General features: G+C 41.1%; 9 protein-coding genes. 4 read left to right on the top strand and 5 right to left on the bottom strand.

The window, feature by feature from the left end; all coding sequences use genetic code 11:
* The first annotated feature begins 5 nt into the window (after positions 1-5).
* The 4 genes from ACJJVM_RS08605 to ACJJVM_RS08590 all read left to right on the top strand — a co-directional run bounded on the left by ACJJVM_RS08605 (position 6) and on the right by ACJJVM_RS08590 (position 5,603).
* Positions 6-1,034: a ligase-associated DNA damage response exonuclease gene (locus ACJJVM_RS08605; RefSeq protein ID WP_405211424.1), complete on the top strand. Its 1,029-nt coding sequence runs from the start codon at positions 6-8 to the stop codon at positions 1,032-1,034.
* The gene (locus tag ACJJVM_RS08600) at positions 1,031-2,674 is read left to right on the top strand and encodes an ATP-dependent DNA ligase (protein WP_405211423.1); all 1,644 of its coding nucleotides are present in this window, start codon (positions 1,031-1,033) and stop codon (positions 2,672-2,674) included. Before ACJJVM_RS08605 ends, ACJJVM_RS08600 begins: the two co-directional genes overlap by 4 nt.
* 69 nt (positions 2,675-2,743) lie before the next feature.
* Positions 2,744-3,070 (top strand): GIY-YIG nuclease family protein, encoded by a 327-nt coding sequence (locus ACJJVM_RS08595; RefSeq protein ID WP_298323005.1) that lies wholly within the window; start codon positions 2,744-2,746, stop codon positions 3,068-3,070.
* 61 nt (positions 3,071-3,131) lie between these two features.
* Entirely contained in the window at positions 3,132-5,603 is a 2,472-nt protein-coding gene (locus ACJJVM_RS08590) for a ligase-associated DNA damage response DEXH box helicase (RefSeq protein ID WP_405211422.1), read from the top strand.
* Between the two features lie 20 nt (positions 5,604-5,623).
* On the opposite strand, the gene ACJJVM_RS08585 is transcribed toward ACJJVM_RS08590, so the two are convergent.
* From ACJJVM_RS08585 to ACJJVM_RS08565, 5 genes are all read right to left on the bottom strand, one after another.
* A complete protein-coding gene (locus ACJJVM_RS08585; protein ID WP_405211421.1) occupies positions 5,624-6,526 on the bottom strand; it encodes a histone deacetylase in 903 nt (300 codons plus the stop codon).
* A gap of 2 nt (positions 6,527-6,528) precedes the next feature.
* Entirely contained in the window at positions 6,529-7,947 is a 1,419-nt protein-coding gene (locus tag ACJJVM_RS08580) for a hypothetical protein (protein WP_405211420.1), read from the bottom strand.
* A gap of 167 nt (positions 7,948-8,114) precedes the next feature.
* Positions 8,115-10,238: a Tex family protein gene (locus tag ACJJVM_RS08575; protein ID WP_405211418.1), complete on the bottom strand. Its 2,124-nt coding sequence runs from the start codon at positions 10,236-10,238 to the stop codon at positions 8,115-8,117.
* 4 nt (positions 10,239-10,242) lie between these two features.
* Positions 10,243-12,330: a methionine--tRNA ligase gene (gene metG / locus ACJJVM_RS08570; protein ID WP_405211417.1), complete on the bottom strand. Its 2,088-nt coding sequence runs from the start codon at positions 12,328-12,330 to the stop codon at positions 10,243-10,245.
* Between the two features lie 157 nt (positions 12,331-12,487).
* Positions 12,488-14,140, bottom strand: coding sequence for a DUF1501 domain-containing protein (locus ACJJVM_RS08565; RefSeq protein WP_405211416.1), 1,653 nt, complete (start codon positions 14,138-14,140; stop codon positions 12,488-12,490).
* Positions 14,141-14,142 lie beyond the last annotated feature (2 nt).

Genomic DNA, 14,142 nt, shown 5'->3' with positions numbered 1-14,142 from the left:
AACTGTTGAAAAAACCACTTCTAGAATTTACAGATAAGGGCATCTACTGCCCGCCCGCAAAGGTCTATCTCGACCCGTGGAAACCTGTAGATAAAGCCCTCATCACGCACGGTCACGCAGACCATAGTCGGTGGGGACATAAACAGTACATCACTCACGAGAACAATGTGCCTATTATTTCTCATAGATTGGGAGATATCAATGTTTCTGGGGTACGCTTTCGCGAAAGCGTAAACATCAACAATGTAAAATTTACCTTTCATCCCGCTGGTCACATTCCTGGGTCTAGTCAGATACGTGTAGAACACAAGGGCGAAGTATGGATATTTACAGGCGATTATAAGACTGAAGTAGATGGTATCTCTCAACCCTACGAACCCGTAAAATGCAACACTTTCATTACCGAATGTACCTTTGGACTCCCAGCATTCAAGTGGACTCCACAAGCCGAAGTAATGCACGACATAAATACTTGGTGGGCGCAAAACAAAGCCGAAGGAAAGTGCTCTGTCCTTTTTGCTTACAGCTTAGGTAAAGCACAACGATTATTAAAACACCTCGACCCGAGTATCGGAAAGATACTCACACACGGCGCTATCGAAAAAATGACTGAGGTACTGCGCCCTATGATCGATATGCCGGCAACAGAATTAATCACTAGAGATACCAAAAAAGAAGATTTTAAAGGAAGTATCGTCCTAGCACCACCAGCCACTCACGGCAGTACGTGGATACGCAAGATGGTGCCATACGTAACCGCAAGTGCTAGCGGCTGGATGGCTTTTAGAGGAGCACGAAGACGCAGAGCTATTGACAAAGGCTTTGTGCTGAGCGATCACTGTGACTGGCCTAGCTTACTACAAAGTATAGAAGCTACGGGAGCAGAAAAAATTATCTGTACACACGGCTATACAGATATTTTCTCGCGCTATTTACGCGGTCTGGGTTATGATGCTCGTACAGAAGAAACGCAATATGAAGGCGAACTAGCAGAAGGAGATGCAAAAAAAGAGGAGGAGGAAACTAGCATATGAAACTATTTGCAGCACTCATAAAGACCCTAGATTCTACAAACAAGACTAACGAAAAAGTCAAAGCGCTTGCGCATTATTTTAAAGAAGCGCCAGATAAAGACAAGGTCTGGACGATTGCCATCTTATCGCATCGTCGCCCTCCCCGACCTGTGAATACAACCTTACTTAGGGAGTGGGCGAGCGAACTATCAAACATCCCATTATGGCTTTTTGAAGAGAGCTATCACATCGTGGGCGACCTAGCAGAAACGATTGCACTCGTGGTTCCCGCAGCAACAGCATCTTCTGAGAAGTCGCTTACTCAGTTTCTGGAAGAGATGATTTCGCTTAAGCGAAAAACCGATGAAGAGAAAAAGGAATACTTGTTTGACAATTGGGCAAACCTCAACTATTATGAACGTTTTGTGTTTACAAAGCTTATTACCGGAGGATTTAGAATAGGCGTGAGTCAAAAGTTAATGACGCGTGCATTATCACAAGCTACAGATATAGAAGAAGATGTGCTTGCTTATAAATTAATGGGCGACTGGAAACCGCAGACGGTCACCTTTCACGATCTGGTTATCGAGGAAGATGCAAGTCAAGAGTTTTCAAGACCATATCCATTTTATCTTGCCTATGCAGTTGAAGATGAACCTTCGGCGCTGGGTGATGTGACAGACTTTCTTGCCGAACATAAGTGGGATGGTATTCGCTCACAAACCATCTTTCGTAATGGCGAGATTTTTATCTGGAGTCGCGGTGAAGAGCTAGTTACAGATAAGTACCCAGAACTAGAGATTCTCAAAGAACATATACCAGACGGAACCGTCATAGATGGTGAGTTACTGCCTTTTTATGATGGGCAGATTGGCACATTTAACGACTTACAAGCGCGTATAGGGCGTAAAACGGTGAGCAAGAAAATGCTCAAAGAGGTGCCTGTAATTATCAAGGCTTATGACATTTTAGAATGGGAAGGAAAAGACTTGCGTGAGACCGCTTTCGCGAAAAGGAGAATAATACTCGAATCGTTATATAGCAATATCGCAGAAAAAGAACTGCCTATTGGCATTTCAGAGACAATGGAGTTTGATAGTTGGGAAACGATGGCGCAAGAAAGAGAACGTAGCAGAGAGATGCGCTCGGAAGGATTAATGATTAAGCGTAAAGACAGCCCCTATCGCGTAGGTAGAAAAAAAGGCGACTGGTGGAAATGGAAAGTAGATCCGCTCACCATTGATGCTGTGCTCACCTATGCAATGCGTGGTCACGGTAGACGAAGTAATTTATTTACAGATTACACCTTTGGTTTATGGAATGAAGATAAAACCGAGCTCGTTACTTTTGCAAAAGCCTACTCAGGCCTCACAGATGCCGAGTTTAGAAAAGTAGATAACTGGATTAAAAAAAACACGTTAGAACGTTTTGGACCAGTGAGATCTGTAACTCCGCATCACGTGTTTGAAATTGCCTTTGAAGGTATAGCGTTATCAAAAAGACATAAAAGTGGTATAGCCACACGTTTTCCAAGGATGCTACGCTGGCGACACGACAAGAAGATAGAAGATGCAAATACACTAGAGGATTTGAAAGGGATGATTCCGAGCAACGAGGCCGAAGGGCAAGTTGTGAAGGAATCTCTCCCGCCCACAAAATAATGATGCTAGAAAGCAACATATAAATCTCCGCATAAGAGTAAGAACATTCACAATATCAACTTCATTAAGATGCCATATTACACTTACATACTAACTAATAAGAATAAAACTGTTCTTTATGTAGGAGCGACTCGCAATCTTAAAATACGAATGGTTCAACATAAGACTAAATATTACCCCAAGTCTTTTAGCGCGCAATACAATTGCTACAACTTGATGTACTACGAATTATTTGAAACGCATAATGAAGCTCTCGCAAGAGAAAAGCAGTTAAAATCTGGAAATAGAAAACGGAAAATTTCATTAATCGAAAGTAAAAATCCTGACTGGTTAGATTTGGCAAGTTCCTACGCTTCGCTTGGAAGTGAAGATTATTTAATAAAAGAAATATGGTAAAAGGTGTATTTGGTTTGGTGGTTATTGGATTGCAACAGATTACTTCGCTACACTCGTAATTATGAATAATAAAGAACTACTCGATATCGCAAATAACTGGTTCCAGTCGCAAGACTGGAAACCTTTTCCGTTTCAAAAACAAACGTGGAAGGCATTTCTGGCGGGTAAAAATGGATTGCTTAATGCGCCTACGGGGAGTGGTAAGACGTATGCGCTTTGGTTTCCGGTGGTTCTTAATTACATCAAACAAAACCCTGATTACAAGACCAAACATAAAAAAGGACTTAAGGCTATTTGGATCACTCCGCTGCGCTCGCTTTCTAATGAGATTGAGCTTTCGGCTTCTCGTATTACACAAGATCTCGGCACACAGATGACGGTGGGAATACGCAATGGAGATACTCCACAATCTGAACGTGCCAAGCAAAAGCGTTCTATGCCAGACTTGCTAATTACTACCCCAGAAAGTTTGATGCTTTTGATTGCCTCAAAAGGGTATGAGAAAGTTTTTAAAAATTGCTCAGCTGTAATAGTAGATGAGTGGCACGAATTACTAGGCACAAAAAGGGGTGTCCAGATGGAACTCGCCTTGAGCCGATTGAAAACTGTCGCTTCAAATATGCGTATCTGGGGGATTTCGGCAACGATTGGGAATCTAGAGCAAGCTCGAGAAGTATTGCTGGGTTATGAGAGTGACGCTTTTCGCAAAAGCGTAATTATCAAAGCAAACATCAACAAAAAAATCACTGTCAAGTCTATCATTCCAGACGAGATGGAAACCTTTCCTTGGCGTGGTCATTTGGGATTGCATTTGCTGGAATACGTCGTACCCATTATCAACAACAGCAAGACGACCTTACTTTTTACGAACACGCGCAGCCAGTGTGAAATCTGGTTTCAGCGCATTCTTGCGGCACATCCTGAGTATGCGGGAGAGATTGCAATGCACCACGGGAGTATCAATAAGGAGACGCGCACGTGGGTTGAGGGCGCCATTCGGAACGGCTCTCTCAAGGCGGTAGTTTGTACTTCTAGTCTTGATCTCGGAGTGGATTTTGCGCCTGTTGAAACCATTATCCAAATAGGTGGACCAAAGGGTGTCGCTCGCTTTTTACAACGTGCTGGGCGATCTGGTCACAGCCCTGGTAAGGAGAGTGTGATTTACTTTTTGCCTACGCACGCCATAGAGCTAGTAGAAGCCTCTGCTTTGCAGCGCGCCGTTAAGGAAAACACGGTAGAAGATAGAATTCCGTATCTCAATAGTTTTGATGTACTGATTCAATATCTCGTGACGCTAGCCGTGTCTGACGGATTTTTACCCGAAGATATCTGGCCAGAGATACAGACTACGTTTTGCTTTCAAGCAATGACAAAAGAGCAATGGGAATGGTGCCTTAATTTTATGACGATGGGTGCGCAATCCCTGCAAGCTTATGATGAGTATAAGAAGGTGGAGATTATTGAGGACGGCAGATTTAAAGTGAATTCTCGTATGGTGGCAATGCGCCATCGCCTGCAAATAGGTACCATTGTGAGCGATGCAAACCTTGTAGTCAAATATCAAAAAGGTGGTTACATAGGCACTATTGAGGAGTTTTTCATCAGTAAGTTAACGCGTGGTGATGTGTTTACTTTTGCTGGTCGCAACCTAGAATTTATCCGTATTAAAAATATGGAAGTGCACGTGCGCAACAGCTCAAAGAAAACTAATAAAGTTCCCTCGTGGATGGGCGGCCGACTCACTTTAAGTAGCCAGATGTCGCAGCTGCTACGAGAGGAACTGTATACTGGGAATTCGCTTTCGCGAAAGCGGTCTTTAGAGATTAATGCGCTAGAGCACATTTTTAGACAGCAAAAGGTAGAGAGCATCATCCCAAGTGATGAGCAACTGCTCATTGAAACTTTTAAAACGCGCGATGGCTATCATCACGTTTTTTACCCTTTTGAAGGTCGTTTTGTGCACGAGGCTATGGGAAGTTTACTTGGGTATCGCCTTAGCCTGCTAGACCCTATCACCTTCTCTCTTGCCTTTAATGACTACGGTTTTGAGCTACTTTCAGACCAACCTATAGACATACAGCAGCTACTAGATAACGACCTATTTACTACGGCATATATGCACGCCGACTTGCAAAATAGTCTCAATGCTACGGAGATGGCTAGGCGAAAATTTAGAGATATCGCGGTAATTTCTGGGCTTGTTTTTACTGGCTTCCCAAACAAGCAAATCAAGCAGAAACATCTACAAAGTAGTAGTCAGCTGTTTTTTGATGTGTTCCGTGATTATGAGGCCGATAATTTATTATTTCAACAAGCATTTACAGAGACTTTTGAGCATCAGCTAGAAGAAGGTCGATTGCAGCAAGCGCTTGAGCGTATAGAGACGCAAGAAATTGTCTGGATGGATTGCGAGCAACCTACGCCTTTATCTTTTCCAATAATTACAGACCGCTTACGCGAAAAATTGAGCAGCGAAAAACTAGCCGACAGAATCAAGAAGATGACTGCGAAGTTGATGCGAAAAAAGAAATAACAGCCCTACGAAAGATTGTTCTAAAAGTAAATATCTTGTGCCGTTCTAAAGGTATTTGCGTGGGCGTCAATTATCACTTTTATGTCTGGAGAATAGCCGCCGCCCATACTACATTGCACGGGAATTTTTAAATCGTAACAGGTTTGTAACACAAACCGATCGCGCTCTTTACAGCCTTCTATGCTACACCCCAATTTACCCAATTTGTCACTCGCTAAAATATCGACTCCGCATAGGTAAAAGATGAAATCTGGTTGTTGTTCTTTAATGAGATTTGGCAATGTTTTTTTGAGAGTATCGAGATACTCCACATCGCCTGTATCAGTCTCTAATGCAATATCAAGATCTGAGATTTCTTTTCTAAAAGGATAGTTTGCCTTACCGTGCATAGAAAACGTAAAAACCGAATCGTCACCCGTAAAAATCTCTGCCGTTCCATTACCTTGATGTACATCGAGATCTACTATAAGTATCTTTTTAGCAAGTCTTTTTTCTTGTAAATATCTTGCAGCGACTGCTTGGTCGTTGAGAAGACAAAATGCTTCTCCGTGATCTGCGTAAGCGTGGTGTGTACCGCCAGCAATATTCATCGCAATACCATTTTCTAGCGCGTAGTGACACCCATCAATGGTGCCTTGAGTGATGATTAATTCGCGATCTACAAGTTCTTGTGAGAGCGGAAAACCCGTTTTTCGCTGTGCTCTTGGGTCAATAGCTAGCGCTTTGAGATTCTCTACATATTCTGTAGTATGACATCGTACTATATGCTCGTGAGCTACCTCTACAGGCTCGAAGAAATTATTTGTATCACACGTACCTTCATATACTAACTGCTTAGGAAGCAAATCATACTTCTCCATAGGGAAGCGATGTCCCTCCGGCAGTGGATGTTTATAAATGGAGTGGAATGCGATTTTGAGCAAGACTAGAATTTTCTAATTACATACATATCTGCTTCTTTATAATACATTCCCAAAAAATAGTCGTCTTCTATATTGAAAAATGTCTCTGCTACATTTTTTATATCAGGACTAAGGAAGTCTCTTCTCTTCAACATAAGTGAAGAAGCTTCTACATCTGGCAAATGATTAAATGACTTATCAAACACACACTCTACACTAGTATAATGTGTTACAGAATTTGTATCCATCATCAAGAAAGAAGGATTAAATGCAAAAGTAAATGCTCCTACTGAGGCAATTGGTATTCCTGCCGCAGGGTTCATCATTGCTACTCCTCCGCCGCCGTTCATAAGCTGTTTACCTCCTAAGGTGATTTGGTAATTTCCATTTACAGATGAGACAGCAATACCATTACGATCACTACTTATTTTTCTAAGAAATTGAGATGTTTTTTCAATTAATTTATCATCTTCTGTTTTTGCTAATATAATTGTGGAATTAGTAAAATCCATTTTATCATCTTTTTCCACACCAAATTGTTTAACTAGCGTGCTATCCCTTCTATTTGTAACAGTCACAATCATTTCCTTTTTAGAAGAAACAATTTGAAACAAATAATGATCTTTTAAAAATGAATTTGCCTTCCAGCCATATTCTTGAATTTTTGGTCTTGGCCTAAAAAAGGTTTGTTCCCTTACTTCAAAAGTCTTCAAAGAGATATCAAAAATATTGACTACAGTATTACTATAGTCTACGGTAAATACAAGATGATTATCATTAATTAAATAAAATTTAAGCAGTTCTGCCGCTTGCTTCATTGTGGTTTTATCATCTGGCAAAACTTTTGAAGTATACTTATTTCTAAGGATCTTCTTTAAATTCATCTCAAAACCCTTAGAGCTATAAAAAGTATTTTCTATTACAATCTCATTACGTGTCGCCACACCTTGATCATCAATACTGTAGTGTATTAAATTAGAAGAATTCTTATCTAAGGTTAACAAGTACATTTTATCCCCTAAATTAAAAAACTCTATAAATGTTTGTTTCTTGAGATTTAGGTCTAAGGTTTTTGTTGTCACTTTATGATTTTTAAAATCAAAAACCGTACTTGTGAGTGAACCCGTATCAAACCCTTTAGAAATTAATTGATACTGGTTATTGCTTATCGTATAACCCATTACTGCAACATCCTTTTTCAGGACTTTATCTCCTTTTATGGTAGAAACTTTCTTATAATCCTTATCATATAAAATTGCTTCAGTAGACCTTGACCCTAAAAGAAAAAGGACAAAAGAACCATCTTCTTTATTGACTACTGTCATTGATTCTTTTAATCTACCTTTTCCGTCGCCTATTACATCTTTAATTTGCACAACGGCCTTCTGTGCTGAAACTAGTGAAACAATTAGTACAAATAGAATGGTGAAAAATGATTTCATAAATGATTTGATTGATTGATGTCTTAAAACTCAAATATAAACTGCAAAGGAGATACTTGACAACCTAAATCTAAAAACATCGTTTCTATAAGGTCAGATAAATATTATTACAAAAGTTGGTATGCCATCAACTACTGTTTGGTAAGTTTTAAAATGGATCTTACATTTTACTTCTCCAACTTCAATTGTATCCGTTTTCTAGCAATATCTACTTCCAGCACTTTCACTATTACTTGCTGTTGTAAACTTACGTGTGCACTCACATCACTCACAAAACCATCTGCAAGGTTTGAGATGTGTATGAGGCCGCTTTCTTTAATGCCTATGTCTACAAATGCGCCAAAAGCTGTTACATTATTTACAATCCCTGGTAGCAATTGGCCTGGCTGTACATCATCTATGGTGCGTATGTTTTGATTAAAAGTAAACACCTTTGCTTTTTCTCTAATGTCTAGCCCAGGCTTTTCTAGTTCGCTTATAATATCAGTGAGTGTAGGAAGTCCTACTTCATCGGTTACATATTTTTGAAGGTCTATCGATTTAAGAAGGCTTGTGTTTCCAATCATTTCGGCGACAGACACTTTTTGATCTTTGGCGATGCTTGCAACCAACTTATATCTTTCTGGATGTACAGAGGAGTTATCTAATGGATTCTCGGCACCAGTGATTCTCAAGAAGCCTGCGGCTTGTACAAATGCTTTTCCTCCCAGACGTGGTATCTTTTTAATCTCTTGACGTGTTTTGAAGGGTCCTTCGCTTTCGCGAAAGCGTACTACTCCCTCAGCAAGTTTTGGTCCGATACCTGACACATAGCTCAATAGCGGTGCACTTGCTGTATTTATATTGACACCCACGGCATTTACACAGTTTTCTACCGTTTGATCTAGTGATTTTTGAAGTGCAGTCTGGTCTACATCGTGCTGATATTGCCCGACGCCAATTGACTTTGCATCTATCTTCACCAGCTCTGCCAGCGGGTCTTGCAACCTACGACCTATAGAAACCGCGCCACGAACTGTCACATCATAATTAGGGAACTCATCGCGTGCAATCTTGCTTGCACTATAAATAGAAGCACCTGCCTCACTCACTACAAAAACCTCCATCACATTCTTAAAGTGAATACGCTTTACGAGTCTTTCGGTCTCGCGGGAAGCCGTACCATTACCGATGGCGATTGCTTCAATTTTATAAGCATCTGTAAGACTAGAGATCTTCTTTATAGCGCCTTTGTCATCGTTTTTTGGTGCGTGTGGATAGATGGTTTCATTATGTAACAACTGTCCCTGTGCATCGAGGCACACAAGCTTACAACCTGTTCTAAAACCTGGGTCTAGCGCAAGAATACGCTTCTCACCTAGCGGCGAACCAAGGAGTAATTGTCTTAAATTTTTTGCAAATACTTGGATGGCGGTTTCATCTGCAGTTTTCTTTGCTTCTGAGAGACGCTCATTGCTCAATGCAGGAAATAATAGTCGCTTGTAAGCATCTTTTATGGCAAGTTCAATCTGTGTGGCGCTGTCGCCACGAGAGCGTATGAGTTTGCGCTCTATTTTGTCAAGCGCTCGCTCATCGTCAATGACAATTTTGACACGGATGTAACCTTCATTTTCTGCTCTTAAAATGGCAAGTAGTCTGTGTGACGGACAGCGGCTTAATGACTCAGACCAGTCAAAATAATCACGGAATTTCTGAGCTTTCTCATCGTTTGCCATTTTCTTAACCACCTTCGTCTCTATGGTGGCAAAACGTTTTAACTGCTCACGTATATTGTTACGTATATCTGCACGCTCGTTAATCCACTCGGCTATAATGTGACGTGCTCCTTCTAGCGCACTTTGTGCATCTGGAACCTTCTTATTAGTATATCGATGCGCTAGCCCTTCTGGGTCTTGCGCATTCTGAGACATAATGATTTTGGCAAGTGGTTCTAGTCCATTTACACGTGCTGTCTCAGCCTTCGTTTTACGCTTTTTCTTGTACGGTAAATACAAGTCTTCTAGCGTAGTAAGATCTTGCGTTTTTTCTATCTTATCTTTGAGTTCGCTAGTAAGAATGTCTTGCTCTTCTAGTGATTTAAGAATTGATTTTTTACGTTTTTCTAGGGTTTCAAACTGCTCTTTAAGCTCGATAATTTTCCCAATCTCCACCTCGTCTAGTCCACCCGTCGCTTCCTTGCGGTAGCGCGCTATAAATGGGAGTGTGCAGTCTTCGTTGAGGAGATCTAGTGTGTTTTTTACACCTTTTTCTGATAAGCCTGAGCTTTTGATTACGTATTGTAAAACCTCCACACGCTTAACTTATCATATTCCCATTAATCACCCCTTCGGCATCAGGATTTACAAAAACCAATTTCCCACTAGCATCCTCTGTCATTAAGATCATTCCTTCACTCTCTACACCGCGTAGTGCTCTAGGAGCCAGGTTTACAAGTACCGTTACTTGTTTTCCTATTACTTCTTCTGGAGTAAAGCTCTCTGCGATGCCAGAAACGATGGTACGTACATCAATACCTGTATCTACTTTTAAGATGAGAAGTTTCTTCGTTTTCTTCATCTTTTCTGCTTCGATAATGGTACCTACTCGCATATCGAGTTTTGTAAAATCGTCAAAGGTAATCGTGTCCTTTTGTGGCTCTACGACTGCGTTTTCGGCAGCGGCTTCTGCTTCGTTTGCTGCTTTACTTGCTTCTAGCTTATCTAGCTGTACTTGTATCTGACTATCTTCTATTTTTGAGAAGAGTAATTGAGATTTATTAATGGTGTGACCAGCTGGTAGTAAGACCTCCTTAGATGATATATCACTCCATTGTAATGCGTTCTCATCTGCACTTGGACTCACATTGAGAATATCTTTCAGTTTTCCACTTGTATGAGGAAGTAATGGCTCGCTCAAAACAGAAAGTGCAGCTGCAATTTGTAAGGCTACATACATTACAGTTTTAGTGCGCTCTTCATCTGTTTTGATTGTCTTCCACGGCTCTTCGTCTGCTAGGTATTTGTTTCCTAGACGAGCGAGGTTCATAAATTCTGTTTGGCTTTCGCGAAAGCGGTATTTTTCTATACTGCTACCTATCACTGCAGGGTATGCTTTTATAGCATCTAGCACTTCTGTATCTAATGCATTAAAAGCACCCGGCTCTGGTATCGCGCCATCATAATATTTGTGCGTAAGTACGGTAACTCTGTTAATAAAGTTTCCAAAAATGGCTACAAGTTCGCTATTATTTCTAGTTTGGAAATCCTTCCAAGTAAAGTCGTTGTCCTTAGATTCTGGTGCGTTTGCTGTAAGTACATAACGCAACACGTCCTGCTGATCTGGAAATTCTTCTAGATACTCGTGTAACCATACTGCCCAGTTTTTTGAAGTAGAAAGCTTGCGTCCTTCAAGATTTAAAAACTCATTTGCAGGCACGTTATCTGGTAAAATATACTCGCCGTGACCTTTGAGCATCGCAGGGAAAATCAAACAGTGAAAAACGATATTATCCTTCCCGATAAAGTGAAGTAGCTTTGTGTTTTCATCTTTCCAGTACGGCTCCCAGTCTTTGCCTTCACGTGCTGCCCATTCCTTTGTAGAAGAAATGTAGCCTATAGGCGCATCAAACCAAACGTACAATACTTTACCTTCTGCTCCCTCTACCGGTACTGGGATTCCCCAGTCTAGATCACGAGTTACGGCACGAGGGCGTAGTCCATCATCTATCCAAGATTTACACTGCCCGTACACATTAGTTTTCCAGTCTTTTTTATGTCCTTTTATGATCCACTCCTTAAAGAAGTCATTGTATTGATCTAGTGGTAAAAACCAGTGTTTTGTTTCCTTAAGTGTAGGTACAGCACCTGTTATGGCACTCTTTGGGTTAATAAGGTCTGTTGCGTTGTGCGAAGTACCACAGTTTTCACACTGATCTCCATAAGCCTCCTCATAACCGCACTTAGGGCAAGTTCCCGTCACAAAACGGTCTGCAAGAAACTGGTTTGCCTCGGCATCATACAGCTGCTCGTTAGTTTCTTCTATAAACTTACCTTGGTCGTACATATTCTTAAAAAACTCAGACGCTGTATCGTGGTGAATTTTTGCAGAGGTACGTGAGTAGTTATCAAAAGTGATCCCAAAATCTTCAAAAGATTTTTTGATTATCGCATTGTACTTATCTACGACATCTTGAGGGGTAACACCCTCTTTTTTTGCTTTGATTGTGATAGGCACACCGTGCTCATCACTTCCACATATAAAAGCAACATCTGCTCCTTGCATACGCTGGTAACGCGCATAAATATCTGCCGGAACATACACTCCTGCAAGGTGGCCTATGTGTATAGGTCCGTTAGTATACGGCAGTGCCGCTGTAATTGTATATCGTTGTGGATTCTGAGACATATTGTGTTCTTTAAGAAGCGACAAAAATAAAGAAAAACAAGCTAGTACCTACAGCTTTTGCAAGCCAGGTCACAATAGCTGCAACTTGAGATGATGCAAAGTAGAGAGGGATTTATTACGCTTTCGCGAAAGCGGACTCACAACTACATAAAACTGCTTATTTTACAAGAATACTCTTACTGTATTTTTTACCCGAAAACTGAATCTGATAGATGTATTGTCCTGTAAACAATCGCTTCTTAATGCGTTCTTTAACATTAAACTTTTGTGGTCCTTCGTACATAAAGTCATTTACTACTGTACCCACTTCTTGCCCTAGTAGATTGTATAAGGTAACGGTCACCTTTGCCGTGATGTTCATCGTAAACTCTATAAAGGTGTCATTACCCTGCACACTGCTCCAGTGCTGAAAAGTATCTGCTATATCAAAACTTCCAGAAGAGAGAGACTCACAGTCAAAACCTAGGTCTACACTCTCAAAAGATTGCCCTAGTAACACCTCATCTACCAGTCCGCCGTCTATACATAGCCATTGCTTAAGCATTGTAGCATACACTTGTCTAAAATCTGTACCGTATTTTAAATTTCCTACTTGATCTGGATCTTGTAAATCTGGATGCGTACCCACAAAACCGTTGCCCTGCATCGCTGGACCAAAAACCATAACAGGCGATGCCGCCCCGTGGTCTGTTCCATTTGATCCATTTTCTTCTATACGACGTCCAAATTCTGAAAAGGTCATTGCCATCACATTAGTATGCATACCGCTTGCCTCAAGATCTGTAAAAAAATCTTTCATACCACGAGCTACTTGCTCCATTCTATTATCGTGGGTTTCTTGCTGGTTTGCGTGCGTATCAAAACCGCCTAGCGTCACTAGATATACCTTGGTACCTAGACCTCCCTTGATCATTCTTGAGATAATAGCGAGTTGTCTCCCTAAGCTTTGCGTATCATACTCAACGGCATTTGTCGCATTTTCATAAGCTTCGTTTATGGTACTCGCGTAGGTAAATGTGGTGTTAGTCATACCACGCATAAATTCTAACTGCTCACCAAAGGTGCATCCCGGTACATCTAGCACATCGTGTAGTACCCCATTTTCGGCAATGCTAGATAGCTGCGCAGGATTGGCTACAGAAAATGCATAGCTATTATCTACCCCATCAAAAATGAGATTACCCTGGCTCCCTATCTGTATAGCTGCAGGGATTTCTGGAGGATTAATAAGAAAATCTGGATATAAATTTTCAAAATAACGCCCCAGTACGCCCGTCTCCTCATAGTTTACAGCATCTCCAGATGCCCAGATATCTGAACTTCTAAAGTGTGACAGATTTTGATCTGGATAGCCTACACCGTGCACCACACGCATTGCACCATCTCCCCATAATGACTGTAAGTCTGCCATAGATTGTGGTATCCCAAAATCTGCATTGAGATTGTATAAACTGTTTTCTGTGTGTCTTATAGACGGTCTATTATTTGCATAAAAATCATAATCATAAACCGGCACAATTGTATTGAGACCATCATTACCACCTTTAAGACGTACTAGAACGAGTACGCGGTCTTCATTTTCGGCAGTGGTGAGGGCTGTTGTTAATCTTGAGGGTACAGATGCTGTAAGATTTGTACCTCCTAGCATAATGCTTCCGCCGCCTACTAGACCTAGAGCCTGCATAAAACTTCTTCTATTCCAAGTGCTATGCTCATCATCGTGATGTGCGTCTTTAAGACTTGCTGTAGGTCCCGTTGCTGTTCTTTTTTTTGCTTTCGCGAAAGCGTGATTCTTATCGTGGGTACACATAG

The organism is Dokdonia sp. Asnod2-E02, from assembly GCF_045063915.1.
Classification (GTDB): domain Bacteria; phylum Bacteroidota; class Bacteroidia; order Flavobacteriales; family Flavobacteriaceae; genus Dokdonia.
This window is presented reverse-complemented; position numbering and strand designations above follow the sequence as displayed.

Coding starts and splice junctions, on each gene's coding strand:
- ACJJVM_RS08600 (WP_405211423.1), top strand. CDS start 1,031: ATGAAACTATTTGCAGCACTCATAAAGACCCTAGATTCTACAAACAAG.
- ACJJVM_RS08565 (WP_405211416.1), bottom strand. CDS start 14,140: ATGTGTACCCACGATAAGAATCACGCTTTCGCGAAAGCAAAAAAAAGA.
- ACJJVM_RS08590 (WP_405211422.1), top strand. CDS start 3,132: ATGAATAATAAAGAACTACTCGATATCGCAAATAACTGGTTCCAGTCG.
- ACJJVM_RS08595 (WP_298323005.1), top strand. CDS start 2,744: ATGCCATATTACACTTACATACTAACTAATAAGAATAAAACTGTTCTT.
- metG (WP_405211417.1), bottom strand. CDS start 12,330: ATGTCTCAGAATCCACAACGATATACAATTACAGCGGCACTGCCGTAT.
- ACJJVM_RS08580 (WP_405211420.1), bottom strand. CDS start 7,947: ATGAAATCATTTTTCACCATTCTATTTGTACTAATTGTTTCACTAGTT.